This is a genomic window from Agrococcus sediminis, from assembly GCF_007923295.1.
Classification (GTDB): Bacteria; Actinomycetota; Actinomycetes; order Actinomycetales; family Microbacteriaceae; genus Agrococcus; species Agrococcus sediminis.
On sequence record NZ_VOIR01000011.1, the window covers coordinates 427,864 to 447,457 of the forward strand.

Sequence of the window (19,594 nt, forward strand, 5' to 3'; positions counted from 1 at the left end):
GACCATGACGATGCCGGTTGCATCCGCGGTCGGTGCGTGGCCCACCATGGAGGTGTCTCGCGATCGACGACAGGTGGGGAGCAAGCGATGGATGCAGTGCTGACGGTGGTGGGGATCCTGCTGATCCTCCTGGGGTTGTGGGACGTGATCCACACGCTGCTGCACCCGGGCGGTCGCGGCAGCATCAGCCGCGCTGTGCTCGCCGCGGTGTGGAGCGTCTCGAAGCTGCTACGCCACAGGCTCGGCTCGGCCGTCGGGGCGGCAGGCATGGTGCTCGTGATCGGAGCGTGGGTCGTGATGCAGGGGTTGGGATGGGCGCTCATCTACCTTCCTCACCTGCCGGAAGGCTTCAGCTATGCGCCGGGCGTCGACTTCAGCGACTACGCGCCGCTCGCCGAGGCCCTGTACGTCTCGTTCGTGACCCTCACCACGCTCGGCTACGGCGACGTGCTGGCGATAGACCCCTGGATCCGGGCCGGTGCGCCGTTCGAGGCGCTCACCGGCTTCGCACTGCTGACAGCGGCGATGACGTGGTTCTCGCAGATCTACCCGCCGCTGTCACGACGCAGAGCGCTTGCGCTGCAGCTGTCAGGCATGGCGGATGCGCGCTACGCGGCATCCGTCAGCGCGCTGGATGCGGCGACGCTGGCTCGAGTGCTCGACGAGCTCACCGAGCGCGTGGCCGACGTCCGGCTGGACTTCGAGCAGCACGCCGAGGGGTTCTACTTCCGGGAAGGGCGGCTCGAGTTCGCCCTCGCACGGCAGCTGCCGTACGTGTTCGAACTGCTTGATGCAGCGATGGCGCGGCCGGAGGTCGGCGTGCGCTTGAGCGCGGCGCGACTGGCTAGGGCGCTGGAGGAGCTCGGCGCGACGCTTCGATCGCAGTACCTGGGGCGCGGCGACAGTGTCCGTGAGGTGCTCAGCGCGTATGCGGCTGACCACGGTCACGAGCCTCGCGATTGACGGGCTCGATCCGCTCGATGAACTGATCGGCCGCCATCAGCTCGCGCGCGAGCTTCGCACGGCGCTTGCGCGACTCCGAGCGGAAGTACTCGGCGCGGTCCTCCGGCATCCCGTCGAGCGGTGCGTCGGGGGAGGCGTCGAGGGCCCGCGCGAGCTCGGCCATCTCGTCGAGCGTGAAGCCGAAGGGCTTCATGCGCATGATGAGCCGCACGCGCTCCTCGTCGTCGGCCGTGTAGAGGCGGAAGCCGCCCTCGGTGCGGCCCGAGGCGCGCACGAGCCCGACCTCGTCCCAGTGGCGAAGCGAGCGCAGCGAGAGGCCTGTGCGCTCCGCGAGCTCACCGATGTGCATCGTCTCGTCGGTCATCCGCCATCCTCCTGCAACTCTCCCCTCACGTTAGGGTAGAGTCATTCCCGGTCGAGCTCTTCGACCACGCCACCCATTCTCGCCTGTCGGCTGGGTCGGTCCCGCGCGCGACGACGCGCTCACGCACTCCGACCTCGCTGCGGCACGCCCGCGCATCCACTCGCTCTCGAAGGAGCCCCATGACCACCACCGCGACGCGCGACCGCGCCCGGTACCGCGACAACCCATCCGTCACGACCGTGCTGCGCAACCCGCGCCTGCTCACCCGCGAGGCCCTCGCCGGCCTGGTCGTGGCGCTCGCGCTCATCCCCGAGGCGATCTCGTTCTCGATCATCGCCGGCGTCGACCCCGCCGTCGGCCTCTTCTCGTCGGCCGTGATGGCGATCTCGATCGCCTTCGTCGGCGGCCGGCCCGCGATGATCACCGCCGCCACGGGCGCCGTCGCGCTCGTCATCGCGCCGATCATGCGCGACCACGGCTTCGACTACTTCATCGCCACGGTGCTGCTCGCCGGCATCCTGCAGATCGTGCTGGGGCTCGTCGGCGTCGCCAAGCTCATGCGCTTCATCCCGCGGAGCGTCATGGTCGGCTTCGTCAACGCGCTCGCGATCCTCATCTTCATGGCGCAGATCCCGCAGCTGGTGGATGTGCCGGGGCTCGTCTACCCGCTCGTCGCCGTCGGGCTCGTGATCCTCGTGGTCATGCCGCGGCTGACGAAGGTCGTGCCGGCACCGCTGTTCGCGATCATCCTGCTCACAGGCGCCGTGCTGCTCTTCGGCTGGCAGGTGCCCGACGTCGGCAGCCAGGGCGAGCTGCCGCGCAGCCTGCCGTCGCTCTTCTTCCCCGACGTGCCGCTCACGCTCGAGACGCTCGGCATCATCGGCCCGACCGCCATCGCGATGGCGCTCGTCGGCCTCATGGAGTCGCTCATGACGGCGAAGCTCGTCGACGACGTCACCGACACGCACTCCGACAAGACGCGCGAGTCGTGGGGCCAGGGCGTCGCCAACGTGCTCTCGGGCCTCTTCGGCGGCATGGGCGGCTGCGCCATGATCGGCCAGACGATGATCAACGTGAAGGCCTCCGGCGCCCGCTCGCGGGTGTCGACCTTCCTCGCCGGCGTCTTCCTGCTCGTGCTGATCGTCGCGCTCGGCGACATCGTCGGGCTCGTGCCGATGGCGGCGCTCGTGGCGGTGATGATCATGGTCTCGGTCGGCACCTTCGACTGGCACTCGATCCAGCCGGCGACGCTGCGGCGCCTGCCGCTGTCGGAGACGCTCGTGATGGTCATCACCGTCGTGGTCGTCGTGCTGACCCACAACCTCGCGATCGGCGTGATCGTCGGCGTCATCGCCGCGATGGTGCTCTTCGCCCGCCGGGTCGCGCACTTCCAGTCGGTGACGCGCGAGGTGCGCGAGTCCGACGGCGGTGCCGCCGCGCACTACACGGTCGAGGGCGAGCTGTTCTTCGCCTCCTCCAACGACCTCACGACGCAGTTCGAGTACACCGACGACCCCGACCACGTCGTCATCGACCTCTCGCGCTCGCACATCTGGGACGCATCCACCGTCGCCGCCCTCGACGCGATCGAGACGAAGTACGAGCGGCTCGGCAAGCGCGTCGAGCTGCACGGGCTCAACGCCTCGTCGGTGCAGATGCACGGGCGGATGACGCGGCAGCTGGGCGGGGAGGGCTGAGGCGCGACGCGGGTCGAGTACGGTCGCGGCGCGGCACCTAGAGGAGGCGGATCAGTTCGCCCTCGCGCTCGAAAAGTTGAGGGTATCGGCGCGCACGGGCGCTCACCTGGCTCGCGCCCAAAGGCTTCCCGCTCTTGGGCCGGTACAGGCGACGCACATTGATGAGGTCCGCGAGGTCCCGGCTCTTCATGGGAGCGCCGCATTCGCGCAAGACGTCCGCCATCGCCTCGTGCAAGGTCAAGTGCGACTCTTCGTCCGCCATTGGATACCCCCGTTGCCTCGTCGCAGTCGCCGCCGTCCGTAGAAGTGGCTAGGCAGATGCTTGCGCCTCGTGGGCTCGATGACAAGGTGAATCTGTGGTCCCAGTACGGGGACATGTCGTCCTGCTTCGGCGCGACCGACCCGTCAATGTTCCATTGCCCGGGCGTCACTCGGGCGAGAAGAGCTCCTCGATGCGGCACTCGAAGACGGCCGCAAGCCGGAACGCGACGGGCAGCGACGGGTCGAAGCGGCCCTTCTCGATCGAGATGACGGTCTGGCGCGAGACGCCCAGCTCGTCGGCGAGCCGCTGCTGCGACCAGCCGCGCTCCTGCCGCCGCTCGGGCAGCGAGTTGCGCATCAGGCGTCCGCCCGCTTCGCGAGCAGGTAGCGCACGGCCACGTCGATGCCGATGAGCGTGGCGAGGCCGAGCAGCAGCAGCCCGGTGTCGACTTGCAGGCCGGTGATCGAGAACGCGGCGGCCGCGAGCCCGACCGTCATGAACGTGTCGCCGAAGGCGCCGCGGGCGGCCCGGTCGAACCACGCCGACTCGACCGAGTCCTCGGGGCGCTCCGTCGCATCCGTCAGGCTCGACCGGTCGACCGAGGCCGCCCAGACGAGCGCGGCGGCGACTGGGAGCGTGACGACGGCCATCACCGTGAAGCGCAGCCATGCGTCGCCCTGGGTGCCGTGTTCGCCGAGCGCGGCGTAGAGCGCGCCGAGGGCGCTCGAGATCGCGGCGCCGCCGAGCAGCGTCGCGGCGACGAGCGCCGGCGTGCCGCCGCCGAAGCGGGCGCGGCCGAAGCGGCTGGTGGTGCGGGTGGCGGGGGCGTTGGTCATGGCGTCTCTCTCCTCGGTGGTGTCAAGGAGACCGTACAGTCAAGTCTCTTTGACTGTCAAGCAGGCTTGACGTGCTGCTGCCTGCCGGCCTGGCTACGCTGAGCCCCACACGGGAACGGGGGATGCGGTGGCTGAGGAGTCGGTCGACGACCTGCGGGCAGAGCTCGCTGCGCTCGAGGATCCGCGCATGCGCGAGGTCAACGAGCGGCACGGAGACGACCACGGCGTCAACCTGGCGAAGCTGCGCGCGATCGCCAAGCGGGTCAAGGTGCAGCACGACCTGGCGGTCGAGCTCTGGGCGACGGGCGACACCTCGGCGCGGCTGCTCGCGCTGCTGGTCTGCCGGCCGAAGGCGTTCACCGCCGAAGAGCTCGACGCGATGCTGCGCGAGGCGCGCGCGCCCAAGGTGCACGACTGGCTCGTCAACTACGTCGTGAAGAAGTCGCCGCCCGCCGAGGCGCTGCGGCAGCGGTGGTTCGACGACGCGGATGCGGTGGTCGCGAGCGCCGGATGGGCCCTGACCTCCGAGCGGGTGCGCAAGGCCCCCGACGGGCTCGACCTGCCCGGGCTGCTCGACACGATCGAGGCCGAGATGCGGGATGCGCCGGCGCGGCTGCAGTGGGCGATGAACGAGTGCCTCGCGCACATCGGCATCGCGCACCCGGCGCTGCGCGCCCGCGCGATCGCGATCGGCGAGCGGCTCGAGGTGCTGAAGGACTACCCGACGCCGCCGAACTGCACGTCGCCCTTCGCCCCCGTCTGGATCGCCGAGATCGTGCGGCGGCAGGAGGGGTAGGGCCCTCCGCTGGTCGAGCCGGACGACCGCCGGAGGCGGGCGTCCGAGTCGAGACCACTCCGCTGCACGAAGCCAGTGGTCTCGACTCGCGCGCTCCGCGCGCGGCTCGACCGGCGGGGTGCGGTGCGGCGGCGGGAGGATGCCGTCAGCCCCCGAAGAACGCCCCCGCCACCCGCATCAGGTCATGCAGGTCGCTCACGCCCGCGAGCTCGCGCGCCGAGTGCATCGACAGGATCGGGATGCCCACGTCGACCGTGCGGATGCCGAGCCGCGTCGCCGTGATCGGGCCGATCGTCGAGCCGCACGGCACCTGGTTGTTCGAGACGAACTCCTGGCTCGTCACGCCCGCCGCATCGCACCAGCCGTGCCAGGCAGCGGCGCCCGCGCCGTCGGTCGCGTAGCGCTGGTTGGCGTTGATCTTCAGGATCGGCCCCGATCCGAGCACCGGCCGCACCGCCGGGTCGTGCTTCTCGGCGTAGTTCGGGTGCACCGAGTGCCCGACGTCGCTCGAGACGCACCACGACGACGCGACCGCGCGCATCCGCTCTGCCCGGTCGGCGCCGAGCGAGAGGCCGATGCGCTCGAGCACGTCCTCGAGGAACGGTCCGGCCGCGCCCGAACGGGTCGCCGAGCCGATCTCCTCGTGGTCGAAGACCGCGAGCATCGGGATGTGGTCGCCGTCGAAGCCGTCGGCGGCGGCCGCGAGCGCCACGACACCGGCGTGCACGCTCGCGAGGTCGTCGAGCCGGCCGGCCGCGAGGAACGCGTCGTCGTGCCCGAAGACCGCCCCGCGCGCCGCGTCGGCGACGACGACGTCGAAGCCGCGGATGCGCGCCGCATCGACCTTCGCGCCGTCGACGGACGCGGCGAGCTCGGCGAGCAGGTCGGCCGAGTCGGGCGCGCCGAGGCCCCAGACGGGCTGCGTGTGCACCTGCTTGTCGAGCGCGAAGCCCTCATTGGCGGTGCGGTCGAGGTGGATCGCGAGCTGCGGCAGGCGCAGCAGCGGCCCGGTCGCCGCGAGCACCTCGGAGCCGTCGTCGAGCACGAGCCGGCCGGCGAGCCGCAGCTCGCGGTCGAGCCACGAGTTGAGCAGCGGGCCGCCGTAGACCTCGACGCCCGCCTGCAGCCAGCCGAGCCGGCCGGTCGTCGGCTTGGGCTTGAGCTTGAAGCCGGGGGAGTCGCTGTGGGCGCCGAAGACGCGCACCGGGGTGGTCGCAGTCGCGCCCTGCGGCACGATCCACGCGATCACGGCGCCGTCGCGCACCACCAGGTACTTGCCCGCCTGCTCGGGCCACGCATCCGTCTCCTGCAGCGCGGCGAAGCCGGCGCCCTCGAGACGGCGGGCGACCTCGGCCGCGGCGTGGAAGCTCGAGGGGGACGCGGCGACGAAGTCGGCGAGGTCCTCGGCGTGGGTGCGGGCGGTCTCGGGCGTGGGCGCTGCGGGCACGGCGGTGTCCTCCAGGGTGACGGGGCTTCCGAGCCTAGCCGCGCCGTTCGTCGACCGGCTCAGTGCGCCGCCGGCCGGATTATCCGGCCGGGCGGGCATCTGGCCGGTTGGCGAACGACGGATGCGGTGCCCGGCTCGGGCGGGTCAGCGCGCGCGGGCGCGTGCGCGCCGCACGGCCGCCGCGACCAGCCGCCAGCCGACGAGCAGCACGAGCAGCGTCACCGTCGCGATGATCACGAAGGGCAGCGCTGTGCCCTGGCCGAGCAGCAGACGCAGCAGCATGCCGCCGCCGACCGTGACGAGCCACACCGGCACGCCGGTGCGCAGCGGCGCGAGCGGCGCCCGCCACGCGACGCTCACGACCCAGCCGACGGCGAGGGCGACGAGGAACGGCCACGCCGTCATCGCGATGCCCCAGACGCTGACCGCGTCGGGGCTGTGCGTCGCGAAGCCGACCCCAGCGAAGAGCGTGACGAGCGCGGCGTCGGTGAGCAGCGCGATCACCGCCGGGCGCACGGTCACCCCGGTCTCGGTCTTGTCGATCGCCACGACGCCACGCTATCCGCGTGGTCCCATGCCCCACGGCAGACAGATGTGCGGGCAAGGGCTCGCAACCTGGGCGGATGACAGCCGATGCTCACACATCTACCGGCGACCCGGCGCTGAGGGTCAGCGCAGCGCGCGCTTGATCGACTCGCGCTCCGCCTCGAGCTTGCGCACGCGGCGGCCCAGCTTGAGCAGCCGGATCGAGCCCAGCAGCGCCGCGACGAGCACGCCCGCGATCGCCGCGAAGAGCATCGCGACGCCCAGCGGCAGGCTGAACTCGAAGCCGAGGTAGGCGAAGTCGGCGGGCACGTTGTTCTGCAGGATGAAGATGAGCAGCAGCACGAGGATGAGCGCGCCGAGGATGAGCGCGATCCACGTGCCGCCGCTGACGCCCTGCTTCTGGTGCCCGTCGAGCGAGGAGTCGAGCACGACGCGCGGACGGTCGTCGTGCACCGGGGTCGTGCTCGCCGTGGTGTCGGCGGTCGTGCCCGTCGTGGCACCGGAGGCGGGCATCGCGGCCGTCGTGCGGGTCGGCTCGGCGGGCGAGCGGGTGCCGTCGGTGCGGCGGATGTCTCGGTCGTCGGCGTCGGACGTGGCGTCCATGCGGCTGCTCTCCTCAAGTCGCGGCGGTGCTGCGGGTCTCTCTGCTCGGAGCGTACGCCTGCACGCTGGACGCCAGCGGGCAGCGCACCGCGACGGCTATCGCGGGCGAGGTGCGGGCAGCGGCGGCACCGGCTTCGCCAGCAGCACGTCGGCCAGGGCGATCTCGACCTCGCCGCGACGGGTGGCGACCGTGCACGTCACCGCGTCGACCGCGACCAGGTCGCCGAGCGCATCCGTCGCCCGGTGCGTGTCGCCGTGGAGGCGGTAGCGCACGACGACGCGGGTGCCGAGGGGGAGGGCGGCGAGGGAGTCGGCGGCGCTGGTCACGGGGTGGTCTCGAGACGCGGCCTGCGGCCGCTCCTCGACCAGCGGGGGCTGGAGGCGGCGATCACCACGAGCCCGGCGCGTAGTCCTTCAGGAAGACGCCGAAGAGGTCCTCGCCCGCCTCGCCGCGCACGATCGGGTCGTAGACGCGGGCGGCGCCGTCGACGAGGTCGAGGGGCGCGTGGAAGCCCTCCTCCGCGAGCCGCACCTTCGTGAAGTGCGGCCGCTCGTCGGTGATCCAGCCCGTGTCGACGGCGGTCATGAGGATGCCGTCGCGCTCGAACATCTCGCGCGCGCTCGTGCGCGTGAGCATGTTGAGCGCCGCCTTCGCCATGTTCGTGTGCGGGTGGCCGGGGCCCTTGTAGCCGCGGCCGAAGACGCCCTCCATCGCCGAGACGTTCACGATGTAGGTGCGGCGCGCGGTCGAGGCGGCGAGCGCCGGCCGCAGCTTCGACACCAGCAGGAACGGCGCCGTCATGTTGGCCAGCTGCACCTCGAGCATCTCGAGCGGCTCGACCTGGTCGACGTGCTGCGTCCAGCTGTTGCTGTGCTCCTCGTCGGGCACGAGACCGCCTGCGTCGATCGCGGTGCCGGCGGCCAGCCGCTCGAGCGACGACGAGCCCGCGGCCATCGCCTGCTGCGTGAGCTCGTCGGCCGTGCGGGCGGCGCTCGCGAGGATCGGGTGCGCCGCGACCGAGGCGGCGAGGGCGAGCGGATGCGCGTCGTTCGTGTGCCCGAAGGTCACGAGCTCGGGGAGCGGGCCGTCGGGCAGCGGCGCGAGCTCGGCCTCGACGAGCGGCGCGTAGGCGCCGGGCGAGCGCCGCACCGTCTGCGCCGCGTTGTTGATGAGTATGTCGAGCGGCCCCGCCGCGGCGACCTCCTCGGCGAGCCCTACCACCTGCGCCGGGTCGCGCAGGTCGATGCCGACCACCTTGAGCCGGTCGAGCCACTCGCCCGAGTCGGGCAACGACGAGAACCGCCGCACCGCATCCCTCGGGAACCGCGTGGTGATGGTCGTGTGGGCGCCGTCGCGCAGCAGCCGCAGCGCGATGTGCATGCCGATCTTCGCCCGGCCGCCCGTGAGCAGCGCGCGCTTGCCGGTGAGGTCGGTGCGGGCGTCGCGCTTGGCGTGGCTCATGGCCGCGCACGTCGGGCAGAGCTGGTGGTAGAACGCGTCGACGAGCGTGTACTGCTGCTTGCAGATGTAGCAGCCACGCGAGCGGATGAGCGTACCGGCGGTGGGCGCGGCGGCCCTGGTGGCGAGCGGGATGCCCCGCGTCTCGTCGTCGATGCGGTCGGGGGCTCCCGTGGCGGTCGCGGCGACGACGGCGCGGTCGGCGGCCTGGATGCGCGCGTGCTTCGCCTTGCGGCTCGCGAGCTTGACCTCCTTGAACATGTTGGCCGTCGCCTGCCGCACGGCCACGTAGGCGGGGTCGTCGCGGTCCATGCGGTGGAGCGTCTCGAGCACGCGCAGCGTGGTGGCGACGTCGTCGGGCGAGAGCGTCGCGGGCGCATCTGCGGCGGCGTCTTCGGGCGCGCCGGAGGGGACCGAGTGGTGGGGGAGCACAGGCGATTCTACCGCCGACGGATTCTGCGGCGCAGGCCGTCGGCCGGGGTGCTCGGGCGCGGCTCAGCCCGCGCCACCCCCCGACCCCGCGAACGGATGCAACCAGGCGGTGACCGCGAGCAGCGCGACCGCGAAGCCGATGAGCTGCACGGTCGTCCGGGTGGTGCGTCGCGACATGGCGGTGCGCTCGCGCACGAGCAGCACCACCGCACTGACCGCTGCGATCGCGGCCCAGGCCGCGCACGCCCAGCCGGCGACCCACAGCAGCTCGGCGGCGCCCTCCGGTGCTCGCATCGCGAGCGACGCGAGCGGCAGCAGCAGCGCGGCCAGCGCCGCGCCGACGGACGCCATCCCGGCGGGCACGCGGGCCGGTGCGGCCGGTGCCGCGTGCTGAGGCGCTGCGAGGTGCATGCTCGCACGGTAGTCCCGTCGCCGACACCGTGGGCTCAGGGCTCCGCCAGCATCCGCTCCGACGACTGTGCGTTCGATTTTTCCGTTTCTCGAGTATGGTGAGCGGTATGAGCACCGCAACGGCCGCAGGTAACGGCTCCAAGAACGCCCGCACATACCTGCCCGACCAAGGCAATCGCGAACAACTGCTCAACTTCGCAGAGTTCATGCGTGAGTTGGAAGCGCATCTCGCGCAGAACTCCAGCCAGGCGGCCCTCGTGGATCCCACGGGCGAAGCTCGTCCGATCCCAGAGGAGATCTTTCGAATCCTGGATCAGGTGACGAACGCGTTGGCCGCGGGCAAGGGCATCACTGTCGTGCCACAAGGCATGACGATGACGACGCAGCAGGCAGCGGACTTCCTTGGCGTCAGCCGACCGACGCTGGTTCGTCTTCTCGAGTCCGGGGCGATCCCGTTCGAGCAGCCCGGGCGGCACCGGCGCGTGCGACTGCATGACCTCCTCGACTACCAGCAGTCGTTCAGTGCCCAGCGACGCGAGGCGCTCAGGGATCTCGCACGAGCCAATCTGGACGCCACGGAGAAGACAGGATCGCCGAGTCAGATTCAGCGGCTTTCGGAGATGCCGGGCGAGTGAGGTTTCCCGCACTCTTCGACACCAACGTGCTCTACGGGGCGCTGCTGAACGATTGCATCCTGACGCTCGCCGAGCACGGCCTCTTCCGGCCACTCTGGTCGCAGGACATCCTGACCGAGCTTCGGCGCAACCTGGTCGCGAACGGCGAACGCGCAGCGCTCGTGGAGAAGCGCATCTGCACGATGGTCGCCTTCTTCCCCGACGCCATGGTCAGCGGGCATGAGTCACTGATCGACCAGATGACGAACGATCCGAAAGACCGGCACGTCCTCGCCGCAGCCGTCCGAGGCGGTGCCGAGGTGCTCGTCACCTTCAATGGCAAGGACTTCCCCGCCGACTCGACCGAAGCGTACGACGTAGAGGTGGTGCATCCGGACGACTTCCTGCTCGACCAGCTCGATCTCTACCCCGGGGCGACCATCCGCGCCCTCGAGGAGGTCGTTGCGGACTACGACTCGCCCGCGATGACGATGGACGACTATCTCCTGGCCTTGGCGCGCGCTGGAACTCCCCGATTCGCTGACGCAGTGCGCGACCGCTTGGACTGACCGCCGCTTCGAAGTGCACCGGCGCATCTCGACCGTCACCGAGCATGAAGGACCTGCCAATGATGCCCCTCCTCGACCACGCCCCAGCGACCTGGGATCCCGACGCCGCGTTCGAGGCGTTCGCCGCCTGGTCGGCCGAGCGCGGCCTGCCGCTCTACCCGGCGCAGGAGGAGGCGCTGATGGAGGTCGTCAGTGGCGCGAACGTCATCCTCTCGACGCCCACCGGCACCGGCAAGTCGCTCGTCGCCACCGGCGCGCACTTCGCCGCGCTGGCGCAGGGGAAGCGCACCTTCTACACCGCGCCCATCAAGGCACTCGTGAGCGAGAAGTTCTTCGCCCTCGTCGAGGTCTTCGGCGCCGAGAACGTCGGGATGGTCACCGGCGACTCCTCCGTCAACGCCGACGCCCCGATCATCTGCTGCACCGCCGAGATCCTCGCCAACCTCGCGCTCCGCAACGGCGAGCGCACCGAGGTCGACCAGGTCGTCATGGACGAGTTCCACTTCTACGGCGACCCGCAGCGCGGCTGGGCGTGGCAGGTGCCGCTGCTCACGCTGCCGCACGTGCAGTTCATCCTCATGTCGGCCACGCTCGGCGACGTCACCCGCATCGCCCGCGACCTGACCGAGCGCACCGGCCGCGAGACCGCGCTCGTCACCGGCGTCGAGCGGCCCGTGCCGCTCAGCTTCGAGTACGCGATGACGCCCGTGCACGAGACCATCGAGGAGCTGCTCGCCACCCAGCGCGCCCCCGTCTACATCGTGCACTTCGCGCAGGCCGCCGCGCTCGAGCGGGCGCAGGCGCTCACCTCGGTGAAGATCATCGACCGCGAGCAGCGCGACCGCATCGCCGAGGCGATCGGCGAGTTCCGCTTCACCACGCGCTTCGGGCAGACGCTCTCGCGGCTCGTGCGCAGCGGCATCGGCGTGCACCACGCGGGCATGCTGCCGAAGTACCGCCGCCTCGTCGAGCAGCTCGCGCAGCAGGGCCTGCTGCGGGTCATCTGCGGCACCGACACCCTCGGGGTCGGCATCAACGTGCCCATCCGCACCGTGCTCCTGACGGGCCTCACGAAGTTCGACGGGCAGCGGATGCGTCAGCTCACGGCGCGCGAGTTCCACCAGATCGCGGGCCGTGCCGGCCGGGCCGGCTACGACACCGCCGGCACGGTGGTGGCGCAGGCGCCCGAGCACGAGGCCGAGAACGCGAAGCAGCTCGCCAAGCTCGGCGACGACCCGAAGAAGCGGCGCAAGCTCGTGCGCAAGAAGGCGCCCGAGGGCTTCGTCTCGTGGGGGCAGCCGTCGTTCGAGAAGCTCATCGACGCCGATCCTGAGCCGCTCGTGTCGCACATGCAGATCAGCCACTCGATGCTGCTCAACATCATCGGCCGCGGCGGCGACGCCTTCACCGAGGTGCGCGAGCTCATCGAGGCCACCCACGAGCCGCGCGACTCGCAGCTCGCGCTGCAGCGCCGCGCGCTCGCGATCTACCGCACCCTCCGCACCGCCGGCGTCGTGGAGCAGCATCCCGACCCCGACGACGCCGACGCGCCCCCGCGCATCCGCCTCACCGTCGACCTGCAGCCGAACTTCGCGCTCAACCAGCCGCTCTCGCCGTTCGCGCTCGCGGTCATCGACATGCTCGACCCCGCCGACCCGACGCATCCGCTCGACGTCATCTCGGTCATCGAGTCGACGCTCGACGACCCGCGGCCGATCCTGTCGCAGCAGCAGTTCCTCGCCCGCGGCGAGGCCGTCGCGGCGATGAAGGCCGAGGGCATCGAGTACGAGCAGCGCATGGAGCTGCTCGAGGCGGTCACGCATCCGAAGCCGCTCGAGGAGCTGCTCACCGAGGCGCTCGCGGTCTTCGCGTCGTCGCAGCCGTGGGTGTCGGACTTCGCGCTCTCGCCGAAGTCGGTGGTGCGCGACATGTGGGAGCGGGCGATGACCTTCGCCGACTACGTGCAGCACTACGGGCTCGCGCGCAGCGAGGGGCTCGTGCTGCGCTACCTGTCGGACGCCTACCGGGCGATCCGCCAGACGGTGCCCGACGAGGCGAAGACCGACGAGCTGCTCGACCTCATCGAGTGGCTCGGCGAGGTCGTGCGGCAGGTCGACTCGAGCCTGCTCGACGAGTGGGAGCAGCTCATGCACCCGACCGAGCCGGGCGAGGCGCCCATCGCGCCGCCTCCACCGCCGTCGGTCGTGGCCAACCCGCGCGCGTTCCGGGTGCTCGTGCGCAACGAGCTGTTCCGGCGCGTGCAGCTCGCGGCGCTCGACAAGGTCGACGAGCTCGGCGAGCTCGACGCGGCCTCCGGCTTCGACGCCGACGCGTGGGCCGACGCGCTCGACGCCTACTTCGACGAGCACGGCTCGATCGGCACCGGCGCCGACGCCCGCAGCTCGCGCATGCTCGTCATCGACGAGGGGCCGCACGAGTGGCAGGCGCAGCAGATCCTCGCCGACCCGGCGGGCGACCACGACTGGCGCATCTGGGCGACCATCGACCTGCAGGCGTCGGCGGATGCCGGCGCCGCGGTCGTGCGCGTGACGCGCGTCGGGCGGCTGTAGGCGCAGGCCGCTCGCCAGCTCGCTCGCCTACCCGCCTCCTCGCCCGCCAGCCCGCCTCGCTCGACTGCAGCCACCGTTCGTCAACCGGCTCCGTGCGCGTCCGACCGGATAGTCCGGTCGGCGACGCACTGGGCCGGTCGACGAACGACGGATGCGCGGGGGCGGGCGGCGCGAGCCGCGCGGCGCGCGCGGGGCGCGCGGGCGACGCTGCGTCAGCCGCCGGGCGTGAACGCGGCCGCCGAGCCCAGCTCGCCCGCCACGAGGCGCGCGGTCACCTCGGTCAGCAGCGCGACGCCGGCGACGCTGTCCTCGTCGCTCGTGCGCTCGCCCTCGTTGTGCGAGATGCCCTCGATGCTCGGCACGAAGAGCATGACGGTCGGCGCGACGTCCTTCATGTTCGTCGAGTCGTGGCCGGCGACGGTCATCGTCGGCGCGTGCGTGAGCCCGAGCGCCGCGGCGGCCGAGCGCGCGAGCTCGACGCCCTCCGGCTGGTAGGCGAGCAGCCCCCACTGATGCGTGAGCCGGCGCTCGATCGTGACGCGGGCGCGCTCCTCGATCGCGGCGAGGCGCTCCTCGAGCAGCGCGTTGGCGCGCTCGAGCACGGCCTCGTCGGGGGAGCGGAGGTCGAGGTTGATCTCGACGAGCCGCGCGACGGTCACGGGGGAGTTGGGCGCGAGCTCGAGCTCCGAGACCGACGAGTGCAGCATGCCCTCCGGCAGCTCGTCGGTGAGCTCGCGCGCGGCGACGATGACGAGCGCCGCGCCGTAGAGCGCGTCGCGCCGGTCGGCCATCACGGTCGAGCCCGTGTGGCTCTGCTCGCCGTGCACGACGATGCGGTACTTGCTCGCCGCCCACGTGCGGTCGACGAGCCCGATCGTGGTGCCCGACTCCTCGAGGCCGCGGCCCTGCTCGATGTGGATCTCGGCGTACGCCGCGACGGGCGGCGGCGTGAGGTCGAGCGCGTCGCCCGGCTCGGCGATCGCCTGCGCCACCGTGACGCCCGCGCGGTCGGTCGCCGCGAGCGCGGTCTCGAGCGGCAGCTTGCCGGTGAGCACCGAGCTGCCCATCATGCTGGGGGTGAACCGGCTGCCCTCCTCGTTGAACCAGTTGACGACCGCGAGGTTGCACGCGGGCTGCAGCGAGCCCTCGCGCACGCGCCGCGCGACCTCGCGGGCGGCGTGGGCCGCGGCCAGCACGCCGTAGGCGCCGTCGAAGCGGCCGGCGAGCGGCTGCGAGTCGAGGTGCGAGCCGACGAGCACGTAGGGCGCGCCCGGCACGAGCTCGAGCAGCCCGAACTGGTTCGAGACCGCGTCGTGCCGCACCTCGAAGCCGGCGCGCTCGAGCCATCCGGCGAACCACGCGCGCGTCTCGTGGTCGGCGGCGCTGCCGGCCTGCCGCTCGACGCCGCCGCCCGGGGTCGCGCCGAAGCCCGACATGGTCGCGAAGTCCTCGAGGAAGTCCTCGGCCTGCTCGTGCTGCTGCATGGGTGCTCCTTGCTGCGCGCCGTCGTCGGCGCTCGTGGTGGGTCGGATGCGCGGGGTCGCGATCAGCGCTCGGCGAGCGTGCCGTGCACGGCCTCGCCGCCGACGAGGGTCGCGACGACGTCGATCGCGCCGATGCGCTCGGTCGGCACGTGGTGGGGGTCGTCGGCGAGCACGACGATGTCGGCGAGCATGCCCGGCGCGAGCACGCCCTTGCGGCCGCCCCAGCCGGTCGCGGCGGCGGAGCCGGCGGTGCAGGCGCGCAGCGCCTCGTCGATGGTCAGCCGCTCGTCGGGGCCGTAGGGCGCGCCGCTCTCGGTGCGGCGCTCGACGAACGCCTGCACGATGCGCAGCGGCTCGCCGGGCGCGACGGGCCGGTCGGAGCTGCCCGCGAGCACGCCGCCCGCGCGCAGCACGCTCGCCGCCGGGTAGGAGCGCAGCGTGCGCTCGGGCCCCAGCCGCTCGGCCATGCCGTCGCCGTACTCGGCGATGAAGCGCGGCTGCGGCACGAGCGCGACGCCGAGCTGCGCCATGCGGGCGATCTGGTCGGGGCGCACGACGCCGCCGTGCTCGATGCGGCTCGGCAGCGGGCGCGCGCCGTGCAGCCGCTGCGCCTCGTCGATGAGGTCGAGCGCGAAGTCGATCGCCGCGTCGCCGATGGCGTGCAGCGCGAGCGCCCAGTCGCCGCCGGCGGCGGCGAGCACCTGGGCGCGCATCGCCTCGGGGTCGCCCTGCAGGTAGCCGTGGTTGCCGTGATCGTGCGCGTAGTCCTCGCTCATCGCCGCGGTCGAGCCGAGCAACGAGCCGTCGGTGAACACCTTGACGGGGCCGAGCTGCAGCCGGTCGTCGCCGGCGCCGCTGCGGATGCCGGCGGTGAGCCCGATCGCGCGCGGGTCGTCATCATGGCCGGCGAGCTCGACGAGCGCGTCGAGCGTCACCATCGCCTGCGTGCGGGTGCGCAGCAGCCCCCGCTCGCGGGCCCGCTGGTAGGCGGCGAACTCGCGCGGCGAGTGGCCGATCCAGCCGCCGGCGATGCCCGCGTCGGTGACCGACGTGATGCCCTCCCGCGCGTACTGCGCGCTCGCCCGGCCCAGCGCATCCTCGATCGCGGTGAGCGGGTCGGGCAGCAGCACGTCCTGCACGATCCGCATCGCGTTCTCCTCGAGCAGACCGGTCGGCCGCCCGCGGTGATCGCGCGCGATGACGCCGCCGTCGGGGTCGGCGCGCGGGCCGTCGTCGATGCCGATGCGCCGCAGCCCCTCGCCGCTCATCGTCGCGGCGTGCCCCGAGGCGTGCTTGATCCACACGGGCCGCCCGCCCGACGCGCGGTCGAGCGCGTCGCGGTCGAGGCGGCCGGCGAGGCCGAGGGGGTTGAAGCCGGATGCGACGACCCAGTCGTGCGGGTCGGTCGCGACCCGCTGCTCGATGCGCCGGTAGACCTCGTCGGGCGTCGTCGCGCCGGCGAGGTCGAGCTCGGCGAGCGTCTGGCCGAACCAGACGCTGTGCGCGTGCGCGTCGTTGAAGCCGGGCAGGAGCACGGCGCCGTCGGCGTCGAGGCGCCGATCGGCGTGCACGCCGTCGAGCTGCTCGTCGAGGCCCACGATGCGGCCCGCCCAGATGCCGACGCGGCTCGCCGTCGGCCGCGCGTCGTCGCCGGTGAGCACTCGGGCGTTGTCGATGATCGCGTCGATGCGCACGCGCTGCCTCCTGCTGCTGCTCGGGGTCTCCATTCAATCTGGGCATCGCTACAGCGACAATGGGAGCGCGGCACGGGAACGGCCGCCTGGAGTGTGCAAGCGCACAGTGCCGCAGGAGCGGCCGGATCGGGGAGGCATCGTGGAGGACCCAGGGGCGGCGCGCTCGCCGGAGTGGGTCGCGCTCGTCGACCGGCTCGACGAGGAGATGGACGGGATCGTCGACGACTTCGTGCGGGCGTTCGGCGAGCGCTCGCTCTACGACCGCGACGCCGTGCCCGCGCACGACCTGCGCGACACCGCCGACGCCACCTTGCGCATGCTCGTCGCGCGCATGGCCGGCCGCACGCCCACCCAGGACGAGGCGGCGCTCGCGACCACGCTCGGCGTGCGCCGGGCACGGCAGGGCGTGCCGCTCGACGCGCTGCTCGAGGCGGTGCGGCTCGACTTCCGGGTGCTGTGGCGCTGGCTGCAGCGCCTCGCGGGCGACGCGCAGCGGGCGGCGCTCGTCGACCAGGTCGAGTGGGTGCTCACCGTCGTCGAGCAGTACGTCGGCGAGGTGCAGCAGTCGTTCCTGCGCGAGACGGCCGCGATGCAGCGCGACGCGAGGCTCGCGACCGAGCGGCACCTCGCGCGGCTGCTGAGCGGCGACGCCCCGAGCGCGACCGCCGTGGAGGGCATCGCGCAGGGCCTCGGCGTCGCGGCGGATGCCGAGTTCGACCTCATCGCCGTGCCCGTCGACCGCATCGAGCTCGCGCAGCGCGCGGCGGCCGCGGCGCTCGCGGCCGGCGCCGTCTTCGGCCACAGCCACGGCGACGCCTACTGCCTCTTCTGGGTGCGCGGCGAGGAGCGGCTGACCGACGAGCTCGCCGAGCTGCCGGGCGTGCACCTGCAGCGCCTCGCGGGGCTCTCCGCGGTCGCCGGCGGTGCGCGCACCGCGCTCGCACTGCTCACGACGACGCCCGCGCCCCAGCGGCTCGTCGGCATCGACGAGCTGTGGCCCGTCGTCGCGGCCGGCCGGCTCGCCGAGCTCGTGCCCGGCTTCGTCGAGCTGCGGCTCGCGCCGCTGCTGGAGCTCACCGACTACCAGCGCGACGCGATCGTCGAGACGGTGCGCGCCTTCCTCGAGACCGGCTCCGTGCACGCCACCTCCAAGCGCGTCTTCTGCCACCGCAACACCGTGCTCAACCGGCTTGCCGCGTTCCGCGAGCGCACGGGGCTCGATGTGCAGGTGCCCGTCGACGCGGCCCTCGCGCACGTGCTGCTCGCGGCCGACGGCGCTCCGCGCTGAGGAGTCCACGCCCGCTCGACTGGGCATACGCACAATCGGCCGAGGCGAATCCGCGTCGCACCGCCATTGAGGATGTGCAAACGGCTCCGACACGATGGCAGGACGTCGCCGCACGCGTTCCGCACGAGTGTCGACGGCCGCAGGACGCACCCTGCGGGCACCGCCGTCCCAGCACCCGGCACCCGGTAGGGCACGCGCCCCCGGTCTCGAGGAGGAGAGCAGCATGAACCAGGCAGCGCACGACGTCACGCCCCCGGGCGACGAGATCGTCGTCAAGCCCAGAGACGTCCGCCGCATCGCGACCGCCGCCTTCGTCGGCACCGCGCTCGAGTGGTACGACTACTTCCTGTTCGGCACCGCGGCCGCGCTGGTGTTCAACCGGCTCTTCTTCACCGAGCTCGACCCGACCGCCGCGGTGCTCGCGTCGCTCGCCACCTTCGGCGTCGGCTTCGCCGCGCGCCCCATCGGCGCCTTCTTCTTCGGCGTGCTCGGCGACCGCGTGGGCCGCCGCCCGACGCTCATCCTCACGATCGTGCTCATCGGCGTCGCCACGGGCGTCATCGGCGTGCTGCCCACCTACGCCGACATCGGCATCATGGCCCCGGTGCTGCTCGTCGTGCTGCGCCTGCTGCAGGGCCTCGCCGTCGGCGGCGAGTGGGGCGGCGCGACGACCATCGCGATCGAGCACGCCCCCGTCAAGCAGCGCGCCCGCTACGCGGCGCTCGTGCAGGTCGGCTCGCCCGTCGGTACGCTCATGTCCTCGGGCGCCATCGCGCTCGTGCTGCTCTTCCCGCCGGCCGAGTTCGACGCCTGGGCGTGGCGCCTGCCGTTCCTCGCCGCCTTCCCGCTGCTGGGCATCGCGCTGTGGATCCGCCTCAAGGTGGAGGAGTCGCCGATCTTCGAGGACCTCGTGCGCCTCGACAAGCGCGCCAAGGTGCCGGCGCTGCAGGTGTTCACGAAGGCCTGGGGGCGCCTCATCGTCGCGGTGGCGGCCGCGTTCCTCGGCGTCGGCGGCTTCTACGTGATGAACACGTTCGTCGTCAGCTACGCCGCGAACACGCTCGGCATCGACCGGCAGATCGCGGTGAACGCGACGCTGATCGCCGCCGTCGCGCAGATCGTCGTCATCCTGCTCTGCGGCCGGCTCGCCGAGCGCGTCGGCCCGGGTCGCGTCACCTTCTGGGGCGGCCTCGCGACCGCGGCAGCCGCCGCGCCGCTGTTCTGGCTCATCGACACGGGCTCGCCCCTCGCGATCACGCTCGCCGTGACCGCCGGCATCTCGCTGCTGACGATCACCTACGCCGTCACCGGTGCGCTGCTCACCGAGCTCTTCCCGCCGGAGCTGCGCTACAGCGGCGTCTCGCTCGGCTACAACATCGCCGGCGCGCTCTCGGGCTTCCTGCCCTTCATCGCGACCTGGATGATCAGCCTCAGCGAGGACGCCGTGTCGTGGCCGGCAGTCGTGATCCTCGCCATCGTCGCGCTCATCACCGCGGCGGGCGGCTTCTTCGGCGAGCGCCTGCGCGTCAAGGACAAGGAGCTCGTGCACTCGGCCTGAG

At 72.3% G+C, this 19,594-nt stretch carries 20 protein-coding genes; 8 read left to right on the forward strand and 12 right to left on the reverse strand.

Going from position 1 to position 19,594, the window contains the following annotated elements; translation table 11 throughout:
* Nucleotides 1-87 precede the first annotated feature (87 nt).
* Entirely contained in the window at nt 88-963 is an 876-nt protein-coding gene (locus FQ330_RS02490; RefSeq protein ID WP_146354933.1) for a potassium channel family protein, read from the forward strand.
* Here the strand turns inward: FQ330_RS02490 and FQ330_RS02495 are convergent.
* Complete coding sequence (locus FQ330_RS02495; RefSeq protein WP_146354935.1) at nt 920-1,327, reverse strand: MerR family transcriptional regulator; 408 nt, start codon at nt 1,325-1,327, stop codon at nt 920-922. The two genes, FQ330_RS02490 and FQ330_RS02495, sit on opposite strands and share 44 nt — an antisense overlap.
* 179 nt (nt 1,328-1,506) lie before the next feature.
* Here FQ330_RS02495 and FQ330_RS02500 point away from each other — a divergent pair, with 179 nt between their 5' ends.
* Nucleotides 1,507-3,024, forward strand: coding sequence for a SulP family inorganic anion transporter (locus FQ330_RS02500; RefSeq protein ID WP_146354937.1), 1,518 nt, complete (start codon nt 1,507-1,509; stop codon nt 3,022-3,024).
* Between the two features lie 37 nt (nt 3,025-3,061).
* Here the strand turns inward: FQ330_RS02500 and FQ330_RS02505 are convergent, their stop codons facing one another.
* The 3 genes from FQ330_RS02505 to FQ330_RS02515 all read right to left on the reverse strand — a co-directional run bounded on the left by FQ330_RS02505 (nt 3,062) and on the right by FQ330_RS02515 (nt 4,122).
* Nucleotides 3,062-3,265, reverse strand: coding sequence for a hypothetical protein (locus FQ330_RS02505; protein ID WP_146354938.1), 204 nt, complete (start codon nt 3,263-3,265; stop codon nt 3,062-3,064).
* Nucleotides 3,266-3,451: 186 nt separating this feature from the next.
* Nucleotides 3,452-3,643 (reverse strand): helix-turn-helix transcriptional regulator, encoded by a 192-nt coding sequence (locus FQ330_RS02510; protein WP_128190508.1) that lies wholly within the window; start codon nt 3,641-3,643, stop codon nt 3,452-3,454.
* A complete protein-coding gene (locus FQ330_RS02515; protein ID WP_146354940.1) occupies nt 3,643-4,122 on the reverse strand; it encodes a hypothetical protein in 480 nt (159 codons plus the stop codon). Before FQ330_RS02515 ends, FQ330_RS02510 begins: the two co-directional genes overlap by 1 nt.
* Before the next feature lie 127 nt (nt 4,123-4,249).
* Here FQ330_RS02515 and FQ330_RS02520 point away from each other — a divergent pair, with 127 nt between their 5' ends.
* A complete protein-coding gene (locus FQ330_RS02520) occupies nt 4,250-4,918 on the forward strand; it encodes a DNA alkylation repair protein (RefSeq protein ID WP_146354942.1) in 669 nt (222 codons plus the stop codon).
* 145 nt (nt 4,919-5,063) lie between these two features.
* Here the strand turns inward: FQ330_RS02520 and FQ330_RS02525 are convergent, their stop codons facing one another.
* The 6 genes from FQ330_RS02525 to FQ330_RS02550 form a co-directional block, all read right to left on the reverse strand.
* On the reverse strand, nt 5,064-6,365 hold the full coding sequence (locus FQ330_RS02525) for a M18 family aminopeptidase (protein ID WP_225792654.1): 1,302 nt from the start codon (nt 6,363-6,365) through the stop codon (nt 5,064-5,066).
* A gap of 144 nt (nt 6,366-6,509) precedes the next feature.
* Nucleotides 6,510-6,914: a DUF3054 domain-containing protein gene (locus FQ330_RS02530; RefSeq protein WP_404799829.1), complete on the reverse strand. Its 405-nt coding sequence runs from the start codon at nt 6,912-6,914 to the stop codon at nt 6,510-6,512.
* A gap of 120 nt (nt 6,915-7,034) precedes the next feature.
* Nucleotides 7,035-7,514 carry a LapA family protein gene (locus tag FQ330_RS02535; RefSeq protein ID WP_225792655.1) on the reverse strand — a complete coding sequence of 160 codons (480 nt, stop codon included), beginning with the start codon at nt 7,512-7,514 and terminating at the stop codon, nt 7,035-7,037.
* 96 nt (nt 7,515-7,610) lie between these two features.
* Entirely contained in the window at nt 7,611-7,841 is a 231-nt protein-coding gene (locus FQ330_RS02540) for a putative acetyltransferase (protein ID WP_146354946.1), read from the reverse strand.
* A gap of 61 nt (nt 7,842-7,902) precedes the next feature.
* Entirely contained in the window at nt 7,903-9,312 is a 1,410-nt protein-coding gene (locus tag FQ330_RS02545) for an SDR family NAD(P)-dependent oxidoreductase (protein ID WP_404799832.1), read from the reverse strand.
* Nucleotides 9,313-9,468: 156 nt separating this feature from the next.
* On the reverse strand, nt 9,469-9,816 hold the full coding sequence (locus tag FQ330_RS02550; protein ID WP_146354950.1) for a hypothetical protein: 348 nt from the start codon (nt 9,814-9,816) through the stop codon (nt 9,469-9,471).
* Between the two features lie 107 nt (nt 9,817-9,923).
* Between FQ330_RS02550 and FQ330_RS02555 the strand changes: the two genes are divergently transcribed.
* The 3 genes from FQ330_RS02555 to FQ330_RS02565 are packed head-to-tail and all read left to right on the forward strand — an operon-like array spanning nt 9,924 to nt 13,569.
* Nucleotides 9,924-10,451, forward strand: coding sequence for a helix-turn-helix domain-containing protein (locus FQ330_RS02555; RefSeq protein ID WP_205649637.1), 528 nt, complete (start codon nt 9,924-9,926; stop codon nt 10,449-10,451).
* Nucleotides 10,448-10,999 (forward strand): PIN domain-containing protein, encoded by a 552-nt coding sequence (locus tag FQ330_RS02560; protein ID WP_146354952.1) that lies wholly within the window; start codon nt 10,448-10,450, stop codon nt 10,997-10,999. The genes FQ330_RS02555 and FQ330_RS02560 overlap by 4 nt, the downstream gene beginning before the upstream one ends.
* A 59-nt stretch (nt 11,000-11,058) precedes the next feature.
* Nucleotides 11,059-13,569 (forward strand): DEAD/DEAH box helicase, encoded by a 2,511-nt coding sequence (locus tag FQ330_RS02565; RefSeq protein WP_146354954.1) that lies wholly within the window; start codon nt 11,059-11,061, stop codon nt 13,567-13,569.
* A 212-nt stretch (nt 13,570-13,781) separates the two neighbouring features.
* On the opposite strand, the gene FQ330_RS02570 is transcribed toward FQ330_RS02565, so the two are convergent.
* Nucleotides 13,782-15,053 (reverse strand): M20 family metallo-hydrolase, encoded by a 1,272-nt coding sequence (locus FQ330_RS02570; RefSeq protein WP_146354956.1) that lies wholly within the window; start codon nt 15,051-15,053, stop codon nt 13,782-13,784.
* Nucleotides 15,054-15,115: 62 nt separating this feature from the next.
* Entirely contained in the window at nt 15,116-16,747 is a 1,632-nt protein-coding gene (locus FQ330_RS02575) for an amidohydrolase (protein ID WP_146354958.1), read from the reverse strand.
* A gap of 139 nt (nt 16,748-16,886) precedes the next feature.
* Here FQ330_RS02575 and FQ330_RS02580 point away from each other — a divergent pair, with 139 nt between their 5' ends.
* Both FQ330_RS02580 and FQ330_RS02585 read left to right on the forward strand, forming a co-directional pair.
* Nucleotides 16,887-18,035: a helix-turn-helix domain-containing protein gene (locus FQ330_RS02580; RefSeq protein WP_192575815.1), complete on the forward strand. Its 1,149-nt coding sequence runs from the start codon at nt 16,887-16,889 to the stop codon at nt 18,033-18,035.
* A gap of 223 nt (nt 18,036-18,258) precedes the next feature.
* A complete protein-coding gene (locus FQ330_RS02585; protein ID WP_146354961.1) occupies nt 18,259-19,593 on the forward strand; it encodes an MFS transporter in 1,335 nt (444 codons plus the stop codon).
* The last annotated feature ends 1 nt before the right edge of the window (nt 19,594 follow it).